General features: G+C 59.5%; 24 protein-coding genes, 1 tRNA gene and 2 pseudogenes. 19 read left to right on the forward strand and 8 right to left on the reverse strand.

Features of this window, described 5'->3' with window-relative positions:
* Nucleotides 1-51 precede the first annotated feature (51 nt).
* The 11 genes and pseudogenes from BMX07_RS18765 (at nucleotide 52) to BMX07_RS18810 (ending at nucleotide 13,294) form a co-directional block, all read left to right on the forward strand.
* Nucleotides 52-2,622, forward strand: coding sequence for a PD-(D/E)XK nuclease family protein (locus tag BMX07_RS18765; RefSeq protein WP_090620891.1), 2,571 nt, complete (start codon nucleotides 52-54; stop codon nucleotides 2,620-2,622).
* Nucleotides 2,615-5,494: a UvrD-helicase domain-containing protein gene (locus tag BMX07_RS18770; protein WP_090620894.1), complete on the forward strand. Its 2,880-nt coding sequence runs from the start codon at nucleotides 2,615-2,617 to the stop codon at nucleotides 5,492-5,494. Before BMX07_RS18765 ends, BMX07_RS18770 begins: the two co-directional genes overlap by 8 nt.
* A gap of 209 nt (nucleotides 5,495-5,703) precedes the next feature.
* Nucleotides 5,704-6,459, forward strand: a complete 756-nt coding sequence (locus BMX07_RS18775) for a hypothetical protein (RefSeq protein ID WP_139210964.1) — start codon at nucleotides 5,704-5,706, stop codon at nucleotides 6,457-6,459.
* A gap of 152 nt (nucleotides 6,460-6,611) precedes the next feature.
* Nucleotides 6,612-6,821 (forward strand): annotated as a pseudogene (locus BMX07_RS18780) (mercuric reductase); the annotation flags it as partial.
* 119 nt (nucleotides 6,822-6,940) lie between these two features.
* Entirely contained in the window at nucleotides 6,941-7,882 is a 942-nt protein-coding gene (locus tag BMX07_RS18785; protein ID WP_090620899.1) for a hypothetical protein, read from the forward strand.
* Between the two features lie 95 nt (nucleotides 7,883-7,977).
* Nucleotides 7,978-9,975 carry a DUF262 domain-containing protein gene (locus BMX07_RS18790; protein ID WP_090620902.1) on the forward strand — a complete coding sequence of 666 codons (1,998 nt, stop codon included), beginning with the start codon at nucleotides 7,978-7,980 and terminating at the stop codon, nucleotides 9,973-9,975.
* 132 nt (nucleotides 9,976-10,107) lie between these two features.
* Nucleotides 10,108-10,608, forward strand: a complete 501-nt coding sequence (locus tag BMX07_RS24675) for a hypothetical protein (RefSeq protein WP_175480208.1) — start codon at nucleotides 10,108-10,110, stop codon at nucleotides 10,606-10,608.
* Nucleotides 10,609-10,692: 84 nt separating this feature from the next.
* Complete coding sequence (locus BMX07_RS24680; protein WP_175480209.1) at nucleotides 10,693-10,956, forward strand: hypothetical protein; 264 nt, start codon at nucleotides 10,693-10,695, stop codon at nucleotides 10,954-10,956.
* A 149-nt stretch (nucleotides 10,957-11,105) separates the two neighbouring features.
* On the forward strand, nucleotides 11,106-12,047 hold the full coding sequence (locus BMX07_RS18800) for a hypothetical protein (RefSeq protein WP_090620905.1): 942 nt from the start codon (nucleotides 11,106-11,108) through the stop codon (nucleotides 12,045-12,047).
* Nucleotides 12,048-12,074: 27 nt separating this feature from the next.
* Nucleotides 12,075-12,383 carry a hypothetical protein gene (locus BMX07_RS18805; RefSeq protein WP_090620907.1) on the forward strand — a complete coding sequence of 103 codons (309 nt, stop codon included), beginning with the start codon at nucleotides 12,075-12,077 and terminating at the stop codon, nucleotides 12,381-12,383.
* Nucleotides 12,384-12,385: 2 nt separating this feature from the next.
* Nucleotides 12,386-13,294 (forward strand): metallophosphoesterase family protein, encoded by a 909-nt coding sequence (locus tag BMX07_RS18810; RefSeq protein WP_090620909.1) that lies wholly within the window; start codon nucleotides 12,386-12,388, stop codon nucleotides 13,292-13,294.
* A gap of 34 nt (nucleotides 13,295-13,328) precedes the next feature.
* Here the strand turns inward: BMX07_RS18810 and BMX07_RS18815 are convergent, their stop codons facing one another.
* Both BMX07_RS18815 and BMX07_RS18820 read right to left on the reverse strand, forming a co-directional pair.
* Nucleotides 13,329-13,673, reverse strand: a complete 345-nt coding sequence (locus BMX07_RS18815; RefSeq protein ID WP_090620912.1) for a hypothetical protein — start codon at nucleotides 13,671-13,673, stop codon at nucleotides 13,329-13,331.
* Nucleotides 13,674-13,818: 145 nt separating this feature from the next.
* On the reverse strand, nucleotides 13,819-14,082 hold the full coding sequence (locus BMX07_RS18820) for a hypothetical protein (protein ID WP_139210965.1): 264 nt from the start codon (nucleotides 14,080-14,082) through the stop codon (nucleotides 13,819-13,821).
* Between the two features lie 427 nt (nucleotides 14,083-14,509).
* Between BMX07_RS18820 and BMX07_RS23945 the strand changes: the two genes are divergently transcribed.
* The 5 genes from BMX07_RS23945 to BMX07_RS18835 all read left to right on the forward strand — a co-directional run bounded on the left by BMX07_RS23945 (nucleotide 14,510) and on the right by BMX07_RS18835 (nucleotide 16,445).
* Nucleotides 14,510-14,767, forward strand: a complete 258-nt coding sequence (locus BMX07_RS23945) for a hypothetical protein (protein ID WP_139210966.1) — start codon at nucleotides 14,510-14,512, stop codon at nucleotides 14,765-14,767.
* A gap of 1 nt (nucleotide 14,768) precedes the next feature.
* Complete coding sequence (locus tag BMX07_RS23950; protein ID WP_139210967.1) at nucleotides 14,769-15,335, forward strand: hypothetical protein; 567 nt, start codon at nucleotides 14,769-14,771, stop codon at nucleotides 15,333-15,335.
* Nucleotides 15,336-15,498: 163 nt separating this feature from the next.
* Nucleotides 15,499-15,744, forward strand: coding sequence for a hypothetical protein (locus BMX07_RS18825; protein WP_090620918.1), 246 nt, complete (start codon nucleotides 15,499-15,501; stop codon nucleotides 15,742-15,744).
* Nucleotides 15,737-16,114: a hypothetical protein gene (locus tag BMX07_RS18830; RefSeq protein WP_090620921.1), complete on the forward strand. Its 378-nt coding sequence runs from the start codon at nucleotides 15,737-15,739 to the stop codon at nucleotides 16,112-16,114. The genes BMX07_RS18825 and BMX07_RS18830 overlap by 8 nt, the downstream gene beginning before the upstream one ends.
* The gene (locus tag BMX07_RS18835) at nucleotides 16,107-16,445 is read left to right on the forward strand and encodes a hypothetical protein (RefSeq protein ID WP_090620924.1); all 339 of its coding nucleotides are present in this window, start codon (nucleotides 16,107-16,109) and stop codon (nucleotides 16,443-16,445) included. The genes BMX07_RS18830 and BMX07_RS18835 overlap by 8 nt, the downstream gene beginning before the upstream one ends.
* A gap of 8 nt (nucleotides 16,446-16,453) precedes the next feature.
* Here the strand turns inward: BMX07_RS18835 and BMX07_RS18840 are convergent, their stop codons facing one another.
* Together BMX07_RS18840 and BMX07_RS18845 are read right to left on the reverse strand one after the other, a co-directional pair.
* Entirely contained in the window at nucleotides 16,454-17,572 is a 1,119-nt protein-coding gene (locus tag BMX07_RS18840; RefSeq protein WP_090620927.1) for a tyrosine-type recombinase/integrase, read from the reverse strand.
* A gap of 163 nt (nucleotides 17,573-17,735) precedes the next feature.
* Nucleotides 17,736-17,807: transfer RNA gene (locus BMX07_RS18845), tRNA-His, on the reverse strand.
* Between the two features lie 181 nt (nucleotides 17,808-17,988).
* Here BMX07_RS18845 and BMX07_RS18850 point away from each other — a divergent pair.
* Nucleotides 17,989-18,444 carry a DUF5814 domain-containing protein gene (locus BMX07_RS18850; protein ID WP_090620930.1) on the forward strand — a complete coding sequence of 152 codons (456 nt, stop codon included), beginning with the start codon at nucleotides 17,989-17,991 and terminating at the stop codon, nucleotides 18,442-18,444.
* A gap of 98 nt (nucleotides 18,445-18,542) precedes the next feature.
* On the opposite strand, the gene BMX07_RS18855 is transcribed toward BMX07_RS18850, so the two are convergent.
* The gene (locus tag BMX07_RS18855; protein ID WP_090620933.1) at nucleotides 18,543-18,944 is read right to left on the reverse strand and encodes a DUF8146 domain-containing protein; all 402 of its coding nucleotides are present in this window, start codon (nucleotides 18,942-18,944) and stop codon (nucleotides 18,543-18,545) included.
* A 107-nt stretch (nucleotides 18,945-19,051) separates the two neighbouring features.
* Here BMX07_RS18855 and BMX07_RS18860 point away from each other — a divergent pair.
* Nucleotides 19,052-19,249 (forward strand): annotated as a pseudogene (locus BMX07_RS18860) (phospholipase); the annotation flags it as partial.
* A gap of 50 nt (nucleotides 19,250-19,299) precedes the next feature.
* Here BMX07_RS18860 and BMX07_RS18865 read toward each other — a convergent pair.
* The 3 genes from BMX07_RS18865 to BMX07_RS18875 form a co-directional block, all read right to left on the reverse strand.
* A complete protein-coding gene (locus BMX07_RS18865) occupies nucleotides 19,300-19,944 on the reverse strand; it encodes an RPA family protein (protein ID WP_090620935.1) in 645 nt (214 codons plus the stop codon).
* A gap of 1 nt (nucleotide 19,945) precedes the next feature.
* Nucleotides 19,946-20,875 carry a replication factor A gene (locus BMX07_RS18870; protein ID WP_090620938.1) on the reverse strand — a complete coding sequence of 310 codons (930 nt, stop codon included), beginning with the start codon at nucleotides 20,873-20,875 and terminating at the stop codon, nucleotides 19,946-19,948.
* 169 nt (nucleotides 20,876-21,044) lie between these two features.
* The gene (locus BMX07_RS18875) at nucleotides 21,045-21,935 is read right to left on the reverse strand and encodes a dihydrodipicolinate synthase family protein (RefSeq protein WP_090621399.1); all 891 of its coding nucleotides are present in this window, start codon (nucleotides 21,933-21,935) and stop codon (nucleotides 21,045-21,047) included.
* Between the two features lie 181 nt (nucleotides 21,936-22,116).
* Here BMX07_RS18875 and BMX07_RS18880 point away from each other — a divergent pair, with 181 nt between their 5' ends.
* Nucleotides 22,117-22,428: a DUF7091 family protein gene (locus BMX07_RS18880; RefSeq protein WP_090620941.1), complete on the forward strand. Its 312-nt coding sequence runs from the start codon at nucleotides 22,117-22,119 to the stop codon at nucleotides 22,426-22,428.
* Nucleotide 22,429 lies beyond the last annotated feature (1 nt).

Raw genomic sequence — 22,429 nt, forward strand, 5'->3', positions numbered from 1 at the left:
GTATCGATACCCTTACTGAACCTTTTTGAGATATAAGCGAAGAGTACCGTTGTGTCATTCAAACGGTCTCGTTCTATCGACTCTCTCTATGACGCTGTTGCAGACTACGATCTGGTTTTGACGACTGATGCGCCACTCAGTCATGCCCTGAATCGCCGACTCGATCGTCCACACCTCGGTCGCTTCGCGGCCACCCCACGGATGCTCGCGTCCGGCGAGTTTGACCCGCAAGACGATCGAAATCTGTTTTTGCGTCTCATCGACGAAACGGATCTGAGTTACAAGCACGCCGCCTATCTCCTCGAGAACATTCTCGGTTGTTGGGAGGAAACTGGAGACCTGCGCGCGATTCTCGACTACGACCGATTCGATAGCGAGGAGACGCGTCAAGCTATTTCGGTAATCGAGTCCGCCGAGAGTTCCCATCGAGACCTCGCCGAGTATCGCATCGAGGATGGAACGTCGGTCGCGGTCATCGGCGAGAAGCAGTTCACGGCGCTCGACAAGTCGGTACTCCCGGACTCCTACGACGCGATCGATCCGTTTGCTGACGACGAGTTCGACCTGCCGGAGTTTCACGTCTTCGACGGCCCGACCGCGATCGTCGACGCCATCGTCGAAAACGTCTCGCCGGACACCGCCGACGACGTCGCCATCATCATGGACAGCGGCGGGGAGTATCCCGCCCTCGTCGAATCCGCGTTCGAGGCGGCTGGCATCCCTTTCTACGGCGGGCCGGGATTCACCGACGACGAGACCATCCGTACGTACCTCCGGTTGCTGCGCACGGCGCACAGCGATTCGCGGGCACGCGTCAGCGACGTTCGACCGATCCTCACCCATCTCGGTCGTCCGCCATCCGTCGTCGACGACGAGAAGTTCCTCCACGAACTCGACCACGAGGATCTCCGTCCACTGCAAGAGTTTTGTCGCACCATCGACGACGACACGTTTGGCGAGACGGTGGCCATGTTCGAAGACTGGAGTGGGAAGACGCTGGACGCGTTCCACGAGGAACTGCGGGTACTCGGACTACACGATGATCGGGTGACGAGCGACTCGATCGATGACCTCGAGTTCTACCTCCAGTCGTTCGACGTGCCTGTCGACCGCGACGACTCGGGCGTACTGCTGGCCGATGCCACCGCCGCGGCCTACGTCGACCGTCCGGTCGTGTTCTACCTCGGGATGGATGTGGACTGGACGCATCGGATTCTTGACCGCCCGTGGATCGACGCCGACGCGAAGGACGAGCAGTACCTTCGACAGTTCCAAATTCTCCTCCAGAACGGTCGCGACCAGTACTATCTGGTACAGGAGACGAGCGCCGGCCAGCCCGTCACACCGTGTCTCTACTTCCACGACCTCCTCGACGACGACTTCGAGACGATCGGAGACCTGCCGCATATCCCCCACACTCGCCTCAGTAGTAACGGCGACTCCGGCTTCGAGAAGGAGGATGTCGATGTCGCGCCAAGCGAGATCGATGTAGTCAGCCAGTCGAGCCTGAACACGTTCGTCAACTGCCCGCGGGACTACTACTTCGACAGGATCGTCGACAACCCCGACCGAGACTACTTCCAGAAGGGGAATCTCTTCCACGACTACGCCGAGTTCTACGTCAATTACCCCGATGTAGTCGAAGGCGCCGACCGCTCGGAGCTGGTCGATCTGATGCTGGCGGAGATGCGACCATACATCCCCGATGTTGAACTGGAACCGCTGGAGTCCGAGTTCGAAATCGGCCTCGACACGATCGAGGAGTTCGTCGCCGCTGATCCACCTACCGACCGGGAGTACAGCCACTACGAACAGAAGGAGGGAGACAACTTCTTCGCCGACCACTTCGAGAAGTCGATCGACTCACCCATCACCGAACGGTGGTTCGAGAATCCCCAACTCGGCGGCAAGGGCAAAGTTGACCTGATACACGCGCCGGAAACGCTCCTTGACTACAAGAGCGGCGGCCGCAAGTCGGCGTCCAAGGTCGTCTCACGGTCGGACATCGAAGAGATTAGCGACGAGCCCGACTTCCAAGCACTGCTCTACCTCGCCCACCATCGGCAGGAGCATCCGGATGAGCGCCTCGAGTTCGTCTTCTTCCACTTTCTGGAATTGGTCGACGATGTCGTCGCCGGAGAGCCGGATCTCGAGGATGCACTCGTCCGAGTCACCTACCACCCGATGCCGTTCGGAACGTATGCCGGCAGTCGCGAGGCATTCGATGCGCTCTGCGATGGCGTCGCGGAGAGCAACGACCGGCGGAAGACGCTGGAGCGGTTGGGGTACGACGCGTACGTATCCTTCTTCCAGCGATACGACTTCCCAGAGACCGACGACACCGACGAACTGCTCGCCACCGACTTCGCGGCCCGCTTCACCGAGTACGCAAAAGCGGAGGTCGGAGACTACGTCTACGTCGAAGACGGTACCGAGAGCGCGCTCAAGAAGCTCGTGCGGATTCGCGGTCGCAACTACTTCGAGGGCGAGGTCGACGCCTTCGAGGACTTTCTCGACGCACAGGTCGACCGTATCAACCAGTATCGCGCGTCGCAGTTCCCCGTCGGGGAACCGAACTTCGACCGAGTCACCCATCACGACCTGATCCGAACCGATGACTGAGTACGAGCCAAACGAGCGACAGCAAGAACTGATTGACGCGACGAGCGGCATCCACGTCGTCGACGCCGGCGCCGGAACTGGCAAGACCTTCACCATCACTCGCCGCTACGCGAACCTCCTCGAACAGGGAGACGTCGAACCAGAGGACATCCTCCTGATCACATTCACGAACAACGCTGCGGGCGAGATGAAGGAACGCGTCGTGGCCAACTGCGACTACTCGATGTCCGCGTTACGGGACGCACCCATCAACACGTTCCACGGGTACTGCCACGACCTGCTCATCCGCCACGGGTTCGACGCGCCGACGCGTCTCGGCATCGACGACCGAATCACGTCGTCGACGCAGCTCCTCGAGAACGAAGTCATCGAGGAAGATCGCTTCCGCGAGTTCCTCGACCAGTTCATCGAGGCACATCCCGAGTATCACGACTACTTCAGGACGCTCAACAACGCGACATCGCTCCTCGATCTGATTAAGGAGCTCGCCGCCAAGGGAGTGTTCCCGACCGACGAGGGCTGGTTCCGCGATGGTGAGTCCTTCCTCGATGGCGACTACGAGGAGTTCAAGACGCTCTTCGATGAGGCCAACGAGCCGAACGAGGGCGCGAACGGCGCGACTCAATCGGACTTGCGCGACGGTCTGAGCGGGTTCGAGCGCGATCGCTGCTACGAGCCAGACGCCCCTAGCGAGAACGACCTCCGGGACGGCTATCCGCAAATCGACGACGCGTGGGCCAGTCGAGCGTTTGACGAAGATCGTGACAACCTGAAGGCGTTCGTCCACGACGTCTACCTCGAGTACATCGCGTTCGCGCTCCAGCGGAACTACCTGAACTTCAGTTTCCTGCTGATGTTCACCTTCGCGATGCTCTGCGAGGATCACTCGCTGCGGGAGTCGGTTCAGTTCGACCACGTGCTCGTCGACGAGTTTCAGGACACGAGCGAGATTCAGTTCAAACTCGCGCTATTGCTCACGGGCACGGATAACCTCTGTGTCGTCGGCGACTGGAAGCAGAGCATCTACGGGTTCCAGTACGCATCGGTCGACAACATCCGACGCTTCGAGGAGCGTCTCCAGACCTACAAGCGGGAGCTCAATGGCGACTACGTGCGGGTCGACTTCCCGGTCGACGACGTGAACGAGATCTCGCTGGTCGAGAACTACCGCTCGACACAGTCCATCCTCGATTTCTCCGAACATAGCCTCACGCTGCCCGCGACGGGAAGCGAGGAGATCGGCCCGGAGATACAGGACGACATCACATCGCTAGCAGCGATAACTGAACACGACCACAGCAACATCGAGGCGTTCACGTGCGATGACGAGCAGGAGGCGATTCTGACGCGGATACAGGAGATCGTTGGCAATCGCGAGTACGCCGTCGAGGACGATGGCGAACTTCGAGCGCCGACGTACGACGACGTTGCGGTGTTGACCCGGACGCGTGACTTCGGGCGCGAGTTACAGGCGTGTGCCGCAGACTACGGGATTCCCGTGGCTTACGAAGGCGGCGTCGAGCTGTTCGGAACCGAGCAGTCGATTCTCCTGCTCGCGTGGCTACGCATCCTTGAACACGAGGACTCCAAGCGCGGCTGGGCAGTCGTCCTCGAAGAGGCTGGCTATACGCTTGACGAGGTGAAGCACGTCCTCGAGAACAGTACGTATCCCACGGGTATGGTCGAGTTCCGTGACCAGCTCGCGGAGGCGGAGACCATCGGCGGAACCGCGCGACGGGTGTTCGATCGATACGGGTTCGACGACGCGTATGCGGATGGGCTCGTCTCGCTGTTACAGGGCACCTTCGACAGCACCCACCACAACCGCGGAGACATCGTGCGATTCCTCGAACGGAGTCTCGACGCCGGTGCCACCCACGAGGTCGAGGACAACCCCGGCGGCGACTCGGTAACGGTGCAGACCATTCACGCCGCCAAGGGCCTCGAACATCCCATCGTCATCATGGCGAACATGAACCAGCACCGGTTCCCGCCGTCCGGTGGTGGCGCGGATCGGATTCGGTACGAGGAGACGGTCGGTCTCCGACAGAGCAAGCGATACACCGATGCGCACGGTCGTCCCCATCTCTACGATAACTGGCGGTATCGGATTCTCTCGAAATGTCTGGGCCGAGAGTACGACGAGGAACGGAGGCTGCTGTACGTCGCCATCACGCGTGCAGAGAGCCACGTACTGTTCTCCGCCGGAGAGTCGCCGAGCCCGCTCTTCGAAAACCTCCCGCTCGAGCCGTCGACGGTCGAGCCGGACGTCGAGGCCGCCGCTGTTGGCGGGACGGAGCAGACGCAACTCCAGATTTCGGTACCGGTTCCTGAGACGCCGTCCGGCCAGTCCCCTCATTCGCTGATGGACGATCGCGTATTCAGCGACGTGGAGGACGGGAAGGGGATGGAGTTCGGTACACGCGTCCACGAGTTCGCCGAACGATACGCAGTGGGAGAGGCAGTCGAGCCTACCAGCCCCGACGAGCGAAACGTGCAGACGCTCCTCGATTCGCTGCCCGGCGAGTTCCGGGTTGAGGAGAACGTCTACCTCCCGTTGTCGGTTGATGGGCAGCAGGTGACGATCTCCGGAATCGTCGATCTGCTTCACGTGACCGACGACTGGGTCGAAATCATGGACTACAAAACCGACCGTGGCCGCCACGCGGAAGCCGAGTACCGGAAGCAGTTGAGCGTCTACTACCATGTCGTCCGGCAGGAATACCCCGATCGCCGTGTCTCGACGAGCATCTACTATACCGCTGACGGCGAACGAGTCGAGATTGATCCGCTGCTACTGGAGGAACTCGGGGAACTTGTCGATGTCGACGAAACGCACGAAGAACGCGGGGAAGATCCCCTAATTCGGTGAGCACGTTCGTACGGCGCAGCTAACAACCAGCCATCGAAGTGTTCTCTCAGAGCAAAGCCCATCCCTCCTCTGTTAACACAACAAGATTATGTTATGTTAACAGGGCAATCCTCGACTATTCTACGAGAGAGTCTGGAAGAAGAGGCGTCGTCCAACGACCCCCTCGGTCTTAACCCTTTTATTAGATACCCAGTTAACCGACGGTGCAAGTGGCGAAATCAGACTGGCCCGTCGTTGGCTTCCGAATGCCCGAAATCCAGCGTAAGAAGCTGAACCGGATGCTCGAGGAAAGCGACGAGTACGACGATCAGCAGGACTTCCTGCACCAACTCGTCCTTGACGAAATTCGTGATGTCGAGTTTACCGACCCACGAGACGAACTCGAGGACATCCGCCAGCAGAAGAAGCAGTTGCGTGATGAAATCGAAGAGGTCGTTGCGGAGGTAGAAGAGATGCGTAACCAGCTCGGTGAGCTAGAAGAGCGCGAATCTGAACTACAGGCCATTGCCGAGGACTATAACGTGACGTCGGCCGAGTCCTACGAAGAATCCGTACGAGAAGCGGCCAACGAAATCATCAGAGACGAACTAAAGGTATCTGAACGGTGGGAGCGCGTCCAGCATATTAGCGAGAAGTGGCAGCAAACTCCAATAGATGTTCTGCGCGACATCTACGAGCAAGATCCGCGGCTCACCTCAAAGCAGGTGAAGCCATACGGACGAAAAAGTGTCCCCGAGGATTGGCAGACGCGTGTCGGCGACACTCGCGAGGAGGGAGTCCGACTTGTGCGCCTGTATTGCGAGGAGAGCAAGGATAAGGAATGGAATTATCGGTCAGGCGTGTACATTGAGGATGAATATGTGAGCCGCGTAGCGGAAGAACACGGTACAGACTGCGAATCTCTACTCCGTGAAGCCGCTGAAAGGATGGATGAAACATTCGAAGATATAGTCTACCTATCCTAATATTTCTTGAACAGATTGTAGTGGCACGCTTTGCGAACTCGTCCGTGACTGCGCACTGCACGCCGGCAATGTGGACGTCGTCCTTCAGCGACGCCTCCGATAACAGGAGGACGTGCTGAATGCGTCGGGTAGACAGGATGGAATACGGTGACAACGAGACTAACAAGATCGTCGGCGTCCACATGGTCGGGCCGCGGGCAGCCGACATGATTCCCGAGGCGACGCCGGCTATCAAGTTCGGACTCACCGTCGACGACATCATTGACACCATCCATCCCTTCCCGACATTCTCGGAGCTGTTCAAGCACGCCTGTCAGGCGTTCTGCCTCGATACGTCGAAGATGAGCTATTGTGTCGAGTAATACTCAGCCGTTCCCTTCGAACAGGTCGCCGAGGGTGCAGGTCTCGATCAGATCAACGAGACTGTGGTTCAGCAGATCGTACTTAAAGAATATGATGCTGCGGTTTCGAGCAAAAGGTAATGCCTGAACAGCCCATCTCACCGTTCAAGTACCTCTGGCAATTCCATTATCCGTTCCAGTACTGGGATAATAGGCTTGAGAAGATCAACCGATACAATGAGGCCGATAAATTAGAGGCGCTTTACAGCCTCGTTCAGATCACCGACATCTATGCCCACGTTTTCGCTGCGTACGCTCAGAACCCCGAAATGCCGTGGTTCTTCGTTGCAGAAGAAACGTATCGAGGAGACATAGACAATGTCCTCGAGTCGCTTCGAACCGACGGAATAGCCACTGTTGGAACGCTTTCTGAAGACCTTGATGGACTCGCTACTGTCGAGGCAAATGAGGAATTCGATATTAACGAGATGGACGCCGTAGCAGCCGGACTTCTTGGTTGTCCTCACGAAATCGATCCCGAAAACGTAGAGTTCGATTTCATCGAAGACCCCGATCTCCACAGGGGTGTGAGTAACGCAATCCTCGACTTCGCTGAGAACAACGTGGCTCTGCTCAACGACTTCAAGCACGGTTTCCGTGTCCTTCCTGTGACTCCTGCTCAACTCAGAGGGATGCTTGGAAACCAGTTCCAACTTCGGGAAGAACAGAGAGACGACTTTGAGACCCAGATCGATGAATTGGAGGAGAGACTCGGAGAAGATGAATGGGGTTTCAGTTTCATCCGACTTAGCACCGAATCGACCGATTACGGCTACGAGTGTAGTATTGACCTCTATCACGTTGATGCATGGGCTTGTTACAAGTTTGCAGAGCTAACCCTCAACGCCCTTTACAATCTGGTAACTCCCCAAGGTGGAATGCCTCTCGAGGAGTCCTTGTCTGAGGTGCCAGTACCAGTACTTGAAGGCGAGGAGGTACTGTTCGATCACATCTTCGGACTTGCATTTCCGCTTCGGGATGATCCTGAAACAATTGTTCCCGAGGAAGAGTTCAGGAGTTGAAAGCCTGACCGTCGGGTCTCTATCCGCTGCTTCAGGGACAAGGGGGTCTCTGGACATCCACTAATCCTAAGAGGTTTCCACTAACACGAGCCACTATGTCTTCTCAAGCTGACCCGATGACCGACGAATTGGACAACGACGACTATCGGTTGAGACGACTTTTCGACGGGTACGTCTTCCATATCCCGGATTATCAGCGGTTCTACTCGTGGTCGACGCAAGAGTGCGAAGATCTCTGGGATGACCTTCTCAACGTCATCGACGAGGCGAACCGCCACTACATGGGAACGGTCATCCTCAAAGACGAGGCCAAGGCCATCGAGACGCGTGGATATGGAGAAGGGTACCGTGAGTACGCGATTGTTGACGGCCAGCAGCGATTCACCACTTTAACGATTCTGATGAAGGCTATCGTTTCAGCCTTTGACGAACTCGAACGATCGATGATCGACGTTGACGACGAGATTTACGAAGACGTCGAGGACGCGGTCGAGGATGCCCGCTCGCTGTTCGTCCGGGATAGCAGTATTCAAGACGACCGTTACGGTGCCCAGAACAAGCTCCGTCTTCAGCGCGAAGACAACGACGTGTTCAAAGCCATTCTACGAGAGGAGGTTGTCGACGAAGACATTTCGAAGCCATCCGAGCAACGGCTGGTCGATGCATACGGCTTCTTCGAAGACCAGCTTGACGACCTTAAAGAAAGTCGCGCTTCGGACGCCGCTTTCCTCGATGACATCGGACGGCTTCTCTCGAACATCCAGTCGCTCGAGTTCATGGTTTACGTCGTTGATAGTCAGGCACGAGCGACGCTGATCTTCGAGTCGGTTAATGACCGTGGTAAAGATCTGAGTCGGCTGGACAAGACGAAGAGCTTCCTGATGCACAAACACTACCTGATCCAGTCAGAGGAGGAAGGTGACGTTGCAGGGCGGGACATCAGGGATCGATTCGGACGCATCTATCGGTCGATGCAGACCATCGAGATGCAGGATCGAACGTCGGGGATTAGCGAGGATCAGGTGCAGCAGTACCACTATATCGCCAAAGTACCGCGATCAGTCAACAAAACATACCTCGATGAAGAGACGGGTCGCCGGCGCACACTCCAAAGTGGGGCTCCGATCTATCTGGACGTTCTCAAGTGGCATTTCAATCGCCTCTATGATGACGTCGCAGAGTCTCCACACGACGAGCATCCACGAGACTGTCTGGAAGAAATCGATTGGTACACGCGTAGCCTCCGCCGGTACTACTCGCGACTGGCCACGATTGCAGAGTACGACGATGACGAAGAAATCGGCTGGGAACTCTCCAAGCTCTTTGCCCTCGGCCGAATGGGTAACTTCTATCCACTCCTACTCACCGTTTGGGACGAGTACGAGTCAGGGAATATCGACCGAGACGAGCTGCACGAAGTTTTACAGATGATTGAGGTCGCCTCATTTCGCATTTACGCCATCGGGAACAAACGATCCGACACTGGCCGTTCTACATTCTATCGGCTCGCGAATCGAGTTGCGAACGGCAACGCCGGTGTCGAGGACATCATCTCCGAACTGGAAAATGCGGTCGAACGATACGAGACCGACTTCGAGCAGGCTCTTCGAAACGACGGCGCGTACTCCGTCTTCTCGAATCGGGATCTCCGGTATCTGCTCTACTCCTACGACCTGTACGTCCGTCATAAGAACCGCGGCGGGGCACCCCCCGAAATCGAGAAGGCCGTTCAGAATGCTGGCAAGGACTACAGCCTCGACCACGTCTGGCCACAGGATACCAGTGAACTTGACCTCGATGACGGTGAATACGAGGCCCACGAGGAGCTAGTCGATAACCTCGGTAATCTCACACTCACTACGGGCCGGCGAAACGCTGCGTGGAAGAATGATTCCTATGACAACAAGCGGACGGACGACCGATACAGGGACTCAGACTTCGCCTCGACACGGAAATTAGCCCGTGAATACGAATCGTGGGGGCAATCTTCTGTCGAAAGCCGTCTTGACGATCTGATCGAGTACGCGGCTCAGCGATGGAGTCTGGACTCCGACGAACGGCAGGAGTACGCTGCGATCAAACCGCCTTCGTAGAAACAGTTCTCATCTTCGTCTTGTAGGGTGCTGATTTCACTTTAATCAGGAAAACCCCGGAGAGAGAAGCCAGCAGGCATGTTATTGCGATATTCTCTACATTTAAGTTGAGGACTGGCTATGTCGGAGGGAATGTCCCCCACGACCCAGATCACCGACGACGCGTATGATCCCGCCGATGAACTTCGAGAGCTGTTGGCGGAAGTCAAATCAGACGCAAAACTTCACTACGAGGAAGAGCGGCCGTTCCAACTTCCCGGTGGCTACGAGGCAACCCAACTGTCGTACACGATGACCTTCGACGGGTTCGAACTGACGGGAACGGAGACTATCACTCCCTTCAGCGTGATGGTCAGTCTTGACGGCCACCTCGGCTGCGCCACTAGCGTGATACTGACGAACTCGTTGATCTATGGCGTGCCCACGCAGGCTTACATCGACGAGGGCAACACGGCTAACATCGCCCCCGCGCAGTATCGTGATCTCACGGCGGAGTGGTACGCCGACCCCGCAATCGAGGCGGGTATCGCCGAGGCCCGCCTCGAAAATAGGGCAGTCGATCTCGAGGCAAACCTCGTCCAACTCGACCGGCTGGAGAAGTGGGCCCGAGTCTGGCTCAAGGCAGGAGATTAGGAGACAAACCGCCCTCTCCATCCATGTCTCGACTTCCTCGTCGATGAACCTGCCGTCTCTCGTGTCGGCTGCGGCGGCACCGAGGTGGCTCGCCAAGGCGGCCGCGTGTTCGGCGTCGGAGATCTTCCAGAAGTGGCCGCGGTGGTCGACCAGCCCGTACTGCTCGAGACGCTTGAGCGTCGGGCCGACGCTTCCTTGTTGCACGTCGACGGCGTCGACGATCTCTCGCTGGCGAAACGCCTTGTCGGCGTTCTCGAGCAGGAACTGGTAGACCTTGCCCTGTGTCGTGTCGGGGGAGAGGTTGGGCATCGACCTGTCCTCGTCGGTCATCTGGAACTCGTCTTTTGAGATCGGCATTATGTGTCAGATTTTACCCATCACCGTTAGACCCTATCGGTGGTAGAGACAGCCTTCCCCGAATCGTTGCAGCAAACGCTGTCTGGCAGCAAGCTCACTTAACCTTAAGAATAAGGATAACCACATGAGTAATACGGAGAATGACCGACCAGTTCACCGCGGTGCTGGACGAGACCGAGTCGGCGCAGCGGGCGTACGCGGAGCAGCTCGGGGTTGAGTCCGAGCGCATCCCGTTCACCGCTGAGACGCTTCCTGAGGCCCGTATCGCCGTCCGCGTCAATCAAGACCTCTTACAAGAGGTCGCGAGCCACCTCATTAACCGCGCTGGCCACGTTTCGATCATCGACGAGCGCGGCGCGGGGAAGAGCCATTTCCGCGACCTCGTCTACAACGCGCTCTCCGACGGCCCGCGAAACGACGAGTTCTACATCGCCCGCATCCGCGAAGTCGAGAGTCTGACCACGCGCCGAGTCTACACCCGGCTCCTCGACGCGTTGGCCGAGTACGACGACCTCGACATCCCCGACGAGTACCCCCACGCGACCGACGACGTGCGCCAACTCGTCGAGGATGTCGCCGAGCAATTCGAGGCGCAGGACAAGGCGTGTGTTGTGCAGGTCGACCAGCTCGAGGACGCCGCCCGCAACGCTCGGACGTTCCGACAGCTCCTCGCGGCGCTACAGTCCGTGGGCGACCTCGGGGACTCCCGGCCCGTATTCGTCCTCTTCCTGTTCGGCACGCCGCTGGCCGCCGAGCGTATCGACGAGCTGCGGGAGACGCTCTCCTCACGGCTCGTCGCGAAGAACCGGTCGCTGGAGCGGTTCGGATTCGCGGAGACCGACGAGCTGATCGCGCGCTGGCTGGCGTGGGCGCGAGACGAGGAGTACAAGGAGGGCTACCCGTCCGACCCGTTCGCGGCGTCGGCGATCGAACGCGTCGTCGAACGGAGCGACGGCACGCCCCGAAGTATCCGACAGGAATGCTACCACGCCTTCCGTGCCGGTGCCCGCCAGTTCGCGGATGATGCGGGCGTCGAAATCACTGCTGGAACGCTCGAAGAGTACATGAAGAATCAATCTTAACATTAACTCTAGCACTAACACACAACTATGAGCGAGAATCCATTCAACGACGCCATGGACGAGGCCGAAGGAGATGCGGACGACAGCGGCGACACGGAGTCCGAGTTCGATCTCGACCGGTATTACGACGCACTCGATGCTGGGCCGAAGGAGAAGACCATCGGGATCGCAGTGAACGAGGAGATGCACGCCCTGTATCACGAGCTACAGGACGCCGACGAGGTCGAGGTCGACGTCTCGCAGTCCATCCGCGACCACATCGAGAAGCTCGCTCACCGCCACGAGCAGGTCTTTGAGCGGGCGATGCGCAAGCTCGAGATCGAGCGGGAGTACTGAGGATGGAGGGCCAGCGCCTGCTCGTGATGGGCGACAATCACGGTGACACAGAGTCGCTTGAAACGGTGGTCGAAGAAACCGAGGGCGCCGAGTTCGACTACATCGTTCACACGGGGGACATCACGGACGCGCACCGGCGCGGTGTCGGAACCGCGGCCGACCAGCTCCGAGAACTCGAGCCCCTGTTCGCGGATCTAGCCGAGCGCGGCGGGTTGGTCTACATCTACGGCAACCGGGATAGCGAGCGCGGCGGCGACAAGCACGTCACCGATCGGTACGAGTTGTCTCCCGGTACCCGACTCCCGAAAGGTGGTGCCGTTGAGGTCGCCGGTCAGCGGTTTACGGCCGATCCCGACGATGTCGGCGACGACGACGTGCTGGTCACGCACGGCCAGCTCCCGGAGCCCTTCTACTCGTTCGACGGTCGAGCATACTTCTGCGGGCACACGCACCGTGGCTGGCATCGAGGCCGGGCGCTCAACTCTGCCCATTTGAAGAAGGTGCAGAAGGGGTACTTGGGTGCCTACTTCATCGTCGAACTGGATGGGGATGGCCTGCAGGTCGAATGCCGGGGAATCGACGAGTCGTGGACGGCGATCGAGTGCCCCGACCACAGCTGGTACGGGACGCAGTTCCAGCCCGAGAAGTTCGGCTGCCGCCTCTGCAAGTTCGGGTCAGCGGAGGCGCTTCGAGAGGTGGCGTGGACGGCGTACGCGTCTCACGTCGACGAGCCCGGCGAGGACGCAATCGACGCGACCGACCTCGTGTCCGGCGTCCTTGCGCTCCTTGACGGTGCGGACGACGCCGAGGAGCAGTTCCGCGCGTACCTTGATGCCCTCTTGGAGCAGCCCGGCCCGCACGACCCGCTCCAGCCATCCGACGGCAACCCGACGACACTCGTCCCACGGTGAACGATCAGCCTTGGATGTGGTGCTTCGGGAGTCGCTACGCTCGGTGCCACCGCCACGCGATCGAGAGGGCCCCAACGCCCGTCACGGCCGAGACCAGCATCGAGAAGCTGAGGAACCCAAACAGGTCAGGTGCGACGAACCGGAAGAAGAAGGCGAGGTCGCTGACCACCGCATAGTCCATCACGAGGAGGAGGAGCCCGTACCCCGCAGCCTGTAAGAACTGGACGGGGCGGACGACTCCCAGATGGACGAGTTCGGCCAGCAGGAGAAGCCCTCCGAGGATCGCGGTCGTCAGCACTCGAACGCCGTGAACGAAGGCCGCAGACTTGTTGTGGCGGTAGTCCCCCACCGCCTTCCGGAGAAAACTCGAGAGACTCACGTACGGGCCTCAATCTCGTCCGGTTGATAATCTGCTTTGCGGTGGTTGCAGTAGATGGAGGAGGTCGAAGGCGCCGATATTCCGGGATACGAAGGACTTCCTCTACTCGGCGCTCAGAAACGAGCTGTCCCGCTTGGACTGACGGTTACACCTCGTCGAGGAGAACGGGATCCCGCTCGATCACGCCGAGGTCGACCAGCCGTTGGTGGAGTTCGCGCTCTTCCTCGGTGATTGGGCCGTCGGTGTACGTGCCCTGCTTGCGGTGTTCTTCTTTCGCCTCTTGCTGGAGCTTCTCGGCGGTCGCTTGGGCCACGAACTCGTCGACGGTGTCGAACTGGTTGTGGTCGGCGATCTGTTCCTTGATGAGGTCGCGGAACTCCTGTGGGATTTCGATGGATGCTGTCGGCATCGCGATAGGGCCCGCAGCAGCGGACATCCTAATAACCATCGACTAGTGGATGTCTCTCGACCCTACCCACCCCCTCAGTTCCGATGAAAAGCTGATCGTAGTATCCCCGATGGCAGAGAAGTGCAAATAAAGGGCCTAAAAGCACCGATTCTCGGATGGCTCTACTTGATTAGTGTAATTCGCGTTCGGCGAAGAAGCGATGAGTGTGGACGCTAGTTCGTCGCCGGTGCCTACGACGAGGGAGCCAATACCCCATAATGAAGAAAACCGGAGCCGATTCCGGATTTAATGAAGGAGTATTACTCGATTCCAAACATCTGGCGCATCGTTGGACAGAAATCAACAAACTCATAATAATATGATAATACTCACCGGATACTTTAATCTGGCCCACATGATTATTAGCACCCGTGTTGAATGTGACCGTATGACAAATACACAGGAATTCAAATTCTGTGTGAATGAGTTTTGCCCAGAATTTGGTAGACCTGTGAGAGTCAATTTCGATATTTGTCCAATGTGTAAGAGGGGGGAATTTGCAGTTGAAGAGGGCGTATTGATAGTAAACGGTGAAATATTAATGGATAGCCTTGATAGGGCACGAGTCCCTGTGACATATTGTCCAGACTGCGGAGAACCTGCACACGAAGAATCCAATCCGCCACCGTGCTGGAACTGTGATTAGAATGGTTTCCACTACCCAACTCGGAGTTCTGATTGCGCTGCTTTTAGCCGCTGAGCTCCTCATCCGAGTTATTGTGAATCCGCGAAGATATTTTAGCAAGATACTAGATAAGGAGGAGCAAGAACATATTCGGGAATTCTCTCACAACTACCAATCTCGGGCTTTAGCAGTAGCTGGATTAGGCTTAGCACTGGGTTCAATTATTTTGTCTTCAGACTTCACCAACGGACAAGAGAATAACGCGTCCATCAACACTGTTATTTTTCTCATTGGTGTGTCAATTGGCTTGCTAATAATTTCTAATCAGACAAGTACTTTAACAAGGACGAGACAAATATTTTTTGCGTTGCAGAAACTAACCCTTGATTATGGATTCCTGACGCTGATAGTGGCAATAATACTATTCTTTGAAACTAGGGCCCCCTCTGTAGGCCCCATTCTACTCATATCATTGGTTATAATAGCGGGAATTAGAAGCGTAGAATTGGGATACACTCTCTATATCGACTTGAAAATGTGGAAAAGAAATAGCGAAACGAGAGTGGGATATTTGAGAAAATTAGTATAAATAGGAAGGTATGCTACTGAGTGACACCCAGATATTCGCTTGTCCATAAGCATCTGGTGCATATGTGGTGGAAATGTCGCTGACGGTGATTCGACTGTTCTGCTTCGGATAAATGTTCGTACAACCGTTTATCTGGGAACCATGATTTGCAGTTTCAATGCCGATGAGCACGGCACCTGATTTCAACGACAACAAGCACAATGCGGAAGACGACTACGCCGGCTACCCCGTCGAGTGCGGGGACTGCGGTTCGCTCATCGTGGTACAATGGAACGCGAAACTTGAGGAGTATCATCTCGTATGCAAGTGTGCCTTCGGGCCCGCCGTCCCGTTCGACGCCGAGGATGAGTTCTACAGCGAGTGGGAGCGCGTCGAGACGCCGTGGATGCGGGGTGGTTTTGATGACTGACACGCCGGCAGAGATCATCGAGACCGTGCGGCGGGCACACGAGTCCGGCGACCCGGTACGCGTCGACGCCACGGATGGTATGTGGGTCATCAGCCGCATCGATGTCATCGACATCGACGCGCCGCTCGGAGGTAGTCCGCAACGCGACGAGCCGTCGTACGGCGAGACTCGCGCCGTCCTACATCCGGAGGATATGATGGCTGTCGAAGGTTATGCCTCGGGTGGCAGTATCCATGCCGAGGAACGTAGGAACGGATGCTGGGAGCGTCCGACCGTAGGCTGGGCAACTGAGGTGGACGATAGCGGTAGTCCGCTGAGGTGGTACTCCTGCGAGATCGCTTCCGTCGAGGTGGTGAGTAGTGATGGGTGACGAGATTGCCACCGTTGTGCGGCAGGCTGCCGACAATAGCGGATGGGCCGTGCTCCGACTTGCCGATGGTGGTGAGATCGGCGTCCGGATTGAGCGCGTCGAGATCACGGAGTCGGATGGAAAGTGGGGGACGCGTTCGCTGGCAGCCCCGTTCGCTCGCCCCCACGGCAGCGGGCCGGGGATGAGCGGCGTGTTGATCGCGTCGGAGCGGGCTCCGAATCGGTGGTGGGTGTGGGCAACGTGGCTAGAGGTAGGGCCGTCAGTGATCGACAACCGCCAAGCCCGCGTCGAGGACGTGGATCCCGTCTCTACGTCAGAAATAATCGAGTAGCACTCTCGTCACATCCTGTCAAGGGCGTCTCGTCTGTCCTCTGGCGGCGTCTGATCGTAACGCATCGTAGTCTGCTCGGAGCGATGGCGAAGCTGAGACTGCGCGGCTGCGAGTCCTTCTTCGCGAGCCATATACGTGCCCGTGGAATGGCGGATCGAGTACCACGAGATGTCACGGTTCTCCGTCTCAATTCCAGCTTCGTCGCAGAGTTTGCCGAGGAGGTAGTTGAGAGCACTCGAGCCGTACGGATTTCCCTGTGACGTGAGCCAGAGGTAGTCAGAGTCGTCGTACTTGGGACGTGTCTCGCGTTCGGCGAGCCAGCGGTCGAGATGGCGGGCTGTGTCCTCGCGGAGACTGACCGTCCAGTTTTCACCGCCGTTCGTGCCTTTCGAATCCTGCTCCTTTGGGATCCGCAACACCGCGTTTGCGGTGTCCACCCACGAGACGCGTGCGCGTTCGACTTCGATGGGGCGCAAGCCGGTATCCAGACCGGTGGCAACGAGCGAAGGCACCTTCCAACTCGTCGCTTTCTCCCACTCTTCGCGTCCGACCTCGTGTTTCGGCATTTCGAATCGTTGTGCGAGGTATATCTTCCAACGATCGCGCTCGTCAGGGTCGACGTAGTCGTATGATGGAATACTACCGTAATTGAGACCGGCGTCACGGATACGTTGCCGTTCCTCGAGCGTGAGGTAATCGCGAGCGTGGTGGGAGGTCTGGTTCGGTGTGTAGGTCGTTTCAGGTTCCCACTCGTCAGCGCCTTTCTCGTGCGCTTGCCACCACATGTACCGTTTGAGGGCCTTCACATACTGATTCTTGTTTTCGTCGCCCCAGTCCTTGTACTTCATCTCATCGACGAATTCGTCCGCGTGTTCGTGCGTCAACGAGGCCGTGTACCCTTCGCGTTCCCACACCCACCGGTAGATCTTCGAGAGACGATAGGCAGTGCTCTCCACTACGCTCTCGCTGTACCCTTTGCCTTCGTCGGGATTCTTGCCCGACTGCCAGAGCCACGTGAGGACGTCGCGGCGGTGGTCTCGGTAGTCCTTGATTTGGAGTTGGTTGAGGTTCTTCGCGTCGATGTCGTGGACGAGAGGGATGCCGTCCGGGAGTTTGGCGTCGCTCATAGCTGTATTTGTCCTGATAGTTTTCCGTAATCGCCGGACGGCGTGGGGATTGGGTATGAGATTTCTTTTCAGCCTTTTCGGCACCCCGGTAACCTTGGGTGATCGCCGGGATACGGATTCTTTGCCAGAGGCTCTGAACCCCGTAGTTTTCGGAGAATTGGGAGTCCGGGTGCGAGAATCGAACCCGCGTCTCAGCCTCCACAAGGCTGAAGGATAACCACTACCCCAACCCGGACGCGCTTGCAGGTTATCCTACAGCCGGTTGGACTAAAATACGTTACGACTCCGCGACGGATGTGTGGGTCTCCGTACCGCGGGATTTCGCCACTCTCGAGTGTCCCATGGTATCTCTCCGCACTCGAGCCGACTCGCGACCGAGACGTTTTTCGACCTACGGCCGCTAGCGCCCCCAACGCGTGGCCATCACCGACAAGATCTACATCAAGAACCACCGCCAGCTCAGCTCCCAGCTCGAGACGAACATCCCCAAAGGGGCGTTCAAGGGGGCGACGCTGGACATGCTCTTCCAGGGCGACGGCCTCGAGAAGCTAGACGACGCGACTCGAGACCGGGTGCTCGATTTCACGCAGGACTTCCTCGACTGTAGCTGCGACAACAATCCCTACTGTGGCTGCCCCGAGCGGAAGTTCATCAGGTACCTCCTCGAGTTGCGCGCGCAGGGACTGGGCCCGGACGCGATCGTCGACGTGATGACCGACGATTACATGGTCTACGCCTACCCGGGCGACGTTCTCTCCTTCCTCGACAACGGCGTTCGAACGCTCGAGGCGGCCGAAGGGCTCGCCCGGGTGGACGGCGCGGACGAGAAGCGCGACGAGATCCGGCGGGCGAAACGGGAACTCGAGCGATAGCGGTCGCGACCGACGCGGGAGCGTTCTCCGGAACGACCGGCGTCTCGTCTCCCGTCTCGCGCGTTCCGTCTTCCCGTCTCTCGTCGACTGTCTACCGCCTACCGCAGCTGGTACGATTCCTCGTCGTCTAACTCGTCGAGCAGCAGCACCTCGTCCTCCTCGTCCTCGAGTCGGTCCTGCAGGTCGTTGACGTAGCCTTTGTACTCGTCGAGTTGCTCGCGGAGGTGTTCGGTCTCGAGTTCCAGCCGTTCGTGTTCGCGGATGAACCGCTTCGGGACTTCGACGGTCGGCGGGAACGAGATCTCCTCATCGTCGTTCGCGCGAGCCTCGAGGTCGTCCTCGGGGACGACCTCGACCTGGCCGTCGTGTTCGACGAGCTGGTCGACGTAGTCCCGAAAGACGGCGGACAGCGAGATGTCGCGTTCCTCGGCGATCGCCTGGAGCGCCTCGAACGCGTCCTCGTTGACCCGGAACGAGATGGTCTTGTTCTTGTTCCCCATCGATACCCCTACTCCTCGTTCACGGAACTTAACTATTCGTCAGACGAACGGTTCGATCGACGGGTCGCCCGTCCGCTCGAGCGGCTCGCGGCGACCCCGGAGCGGCCGCGCTCGAGGTGACGCCCGTGCTCGTCGGATACGGCGAGGCGGATCCGCACGTCGATCCCGACCGCGTTACCGAGTCAATCCGCGCGTTCGAGCGGGCGGACACTGCGGTCGACGAGCGGTGCGATCCCGACGCGGGCCACGAAGTCACCGACGACGAGTTCGCGGCGATCGGTGCGATGCTCGAGGCCGTGTTGTGAGATCTCTCCGCGGCTGGCGGTCCGAAAACGGAGAATCGAGCTGCCCGCGCTCAGACCGTCGCTTCCGGGTCGTCGCTCCCTTCGACGGTCTCGAGGCTCTCGAGGGCCTGGATCACGTCGTTGCGGTAGTTGACGACGGGCGAGTCGTACCGCTCGCGAGCCATCTCCGCGTACTCGTTGGTCGGTGCGGTCGAGCCGCTCTCCGGCGCTTCCTGTTCGGCTTCCCACTGCTCGAACGCCTCGATGCGATCGAGGGTGCGCTCGGCCGTTTCGACGACCCAGCGGTCGCGTGTGGCGTCGTCGACGACCGAGATGGATTCGGGTCGCAGGGAGACGTTGACGGTGCCGTCGTCGGTCTCGTAGGTGCGGGGTTTGCCGACGACCGAGACGTAGGCCGGCGGCTCCGTGTCTCGCAGGACCGAAGCCGCCTCCGGCTGGTACTGGCCGGCGTAGACGAAGAACGTCCCGGTCGGGTCGACGACCCGGCCGCGCCAGTACTCGCTCTCGTCGCCGACGTCCTCGGTTTCGGTGAGGGTTCCGGCGACGAACACGCGGTTCGCGCGATCGCCCGTCGGGAGCAGGGCGTAGTTGGGCGCGCGCTCGTCGTCGCTCTCTTTGAACGTGTACGTCGAATCGTTGAATTCGGATGCGAAGACGCGGCGAGCGACTTCGCGGGTGAGTTCGGACTGGCTCATGTTACATCGACCTCGCTTTGATCAGCAGTTCCTCGGGATCCGCCGGCCCGTCGAGTTCCTCGACGTCGTCGGCCAGGACGTACCGACCGAAGGTCGGCCCCTCGATGCGGTAGTAGGTGCCGACGATGTCCGCGGCGATCTCGTCGGCGACGACGGTCGTATCGAGCGCGTCCATCGCCATGTCCTTGGCTTCCTCGAGACTCAGGCCGGTCAGCGCTTCGGTCGCATCCTTGTCGAAGATGACCTCGTGAGCGTCGATGCCGTCGTCGACGACGGCCTTGATCCGGAGGTCGAACTCGCCGTCGCCCTCGCCGTGTTCGTTACAGCGGCCGTTCTGGAGGACGCGGGTACAGTCCTCCACCGGACAGCGTTTGATGAGACCGCTGCCGCTTTGCATGTCGACCAGTGCGCCCTCGATCTCGCTGGTGTCGTCGCCGACCTCGAGGTCCTCGTCGAGTTCCTCGATGACTGTCGTCGAGTTGAGTTTGACGGAGTACCGGCCCTGGTACTCGTCGGTGACGACGTTCCGAAGCTCGTAGACACCGCCTTCCTCGAGCGCGGGAAGGTCGGATTTGGCCCACTTGGTGAACTTGATCGTCCCCGTCGGATCGCCGAGCAGGCCGACCTGCGCGACCGAGTCGCTGCGGGGATCCCAGAGTTCGATGACCTTGGCCGTCAGGTCGATCCACTCCTCGGGTTCGTCGACGTCCTCGACGTTGACGGCCTCGCTGTCGCCCCCCGAGATGTCCTCTCGTTCGAGGCCGGCCTCTTCGAGGTAGTGGTTGGTGACGCTCCGGCGCGCCTCGTCCATCGGTACTTTGTACTCGTCGACGAGCGTAGTCAGGCGCTCTTCGACGTCCTCGACGGCGACGTCGAGGTGGTCCGAAAACTGCTCGTGGATGTCGTCCGCGTGTTGTCGTACGTCGCTCATTGTTTCTCGCCTCCTCTTTGGTTTCACTGGGAGGCATACGTCCGTTCGCGCCCGATAGTATTTAAAGTACCGCCACCAGAGCGAAAGTGAACAGCCGCGAAAGAAACCGCCGGACGGCGTCGAGGGATCGTTTCGGGATCGCGGGCCGTCGCGGAGCGGTTGGGCCCCGCTACCGATCGCTGCTGTCGAGTGCTGCCTCGACGGCGTCGCTGATCGCTTCGGTGCCGCCGTCGTCGACGGGGACCAGCGGCGGGCGGACCTCGTCGGTGGGAACGACGCCGCGTTCGGTCAGCGCCGTCTTCGTCGCCGGCGCGAAGCCGTGGGTCGTACACGCCTCGAACAGCGGCGAGATCGCGTCGCGCTGTAGTTCGCGCCCGCGCTCGTCCGCGGCGCGCTCGAACGCCGCTTGCAGGACCTCGGGGACGACGTTCGACAGCGCGTTGATCCCGCCGTCGGCACCCATCCGCAGGGCGGGCACCAGCAGGGCGTCGTACCCCTGCAGACACAGGAACTCGTCGGGCGTCTTCTCGAGCACGGACAGGAAATACGCGAGGTCGCCGCTCGAGTCCTTGATTCCGATCGTCCGGTCGTGGTCCGCGACGGCGGCGACGGTCTCGGGTTCGATGCGCTGGCCGGTACACTGGGGGATGTTGTACAGCAGGACGGGGAGCGAGGCGTCCGCGAGAACGGCCTCGAAGAACTGCCGGTTCCCGTCCGGCGCGGTCGCGGTGGTGAAGTAGGGGGCGACGATCGCGGCGGCGTCGGCACCGGCTTCGGCGGCGCGGTCGATAGCCGCGACCGTTTCGCCGACGCTCGTCGCGGCGGCCCCCGCGACGACGGGGACGTCGGCGTGGTCGACGGTCGCCTCGACGACGCGGCGGTGCTCCTCGGCCGTCAGCGCCGGGAACTCGCCGGTCGTCCCGCAGGGGAAGATCGCGTCGATACCGCCCTCGTGGAGGTGTGCGACCAGGTCGGCGAGCGCCGACTCGTCGATCGACCCCTCGTCGAACGGGGTCACCGTCGGGCAGGTGATCCCTCGGAGTGCATCGCGGATAGCCATGTCCGTGGGTTCGTCCGGCCGGACAAAACCGTTGTCGCCGCCGACAAACGGCTCCGTCGACACGCTCGGCAACCCGAGGCGATCGGCCGTCGGTTGGCGTTTCGATCCGTCGGAACGAGTGGCGACTCTCGCACCCACGACGGCCAACAGTATATGTGCCCGGCGGCCGAACGATGGGCCAATGGCGGATCGGCGTCAGCTCGAGCGGTTCCTCCGATCGACGCTCCAGGAGGCAGGCGAGCAGTTCGAGGAGCTTCGCAGATCGACCGACGAGCAACTCGAGGAGGCCCGCGATTCGTACGAAGTGGCAAAGAACGCCCGCGGACTCCCCTCGGACGAGGCGGGGCGGGTGAAGATCGTCTGTCGGCGCTACGCCGAACAGCGGGCGGCGAAGCTCGACGAGGAGTACCGACCGGCCTGTTACGAGGCGGGCCATCCCGACTGCGAGGGGTGCGCGGAGGACGTCCGGGACGGGCGGATCGAAACCTGGTGAG

This window comes from Natrinema salaciae (assembly GCF_900110865.1).
GTDB lineage: Archaea > Halobacteriota > Halobacteria > Halobacteriales > Natrialbaceae > Natrinema > Natrinema salaciae.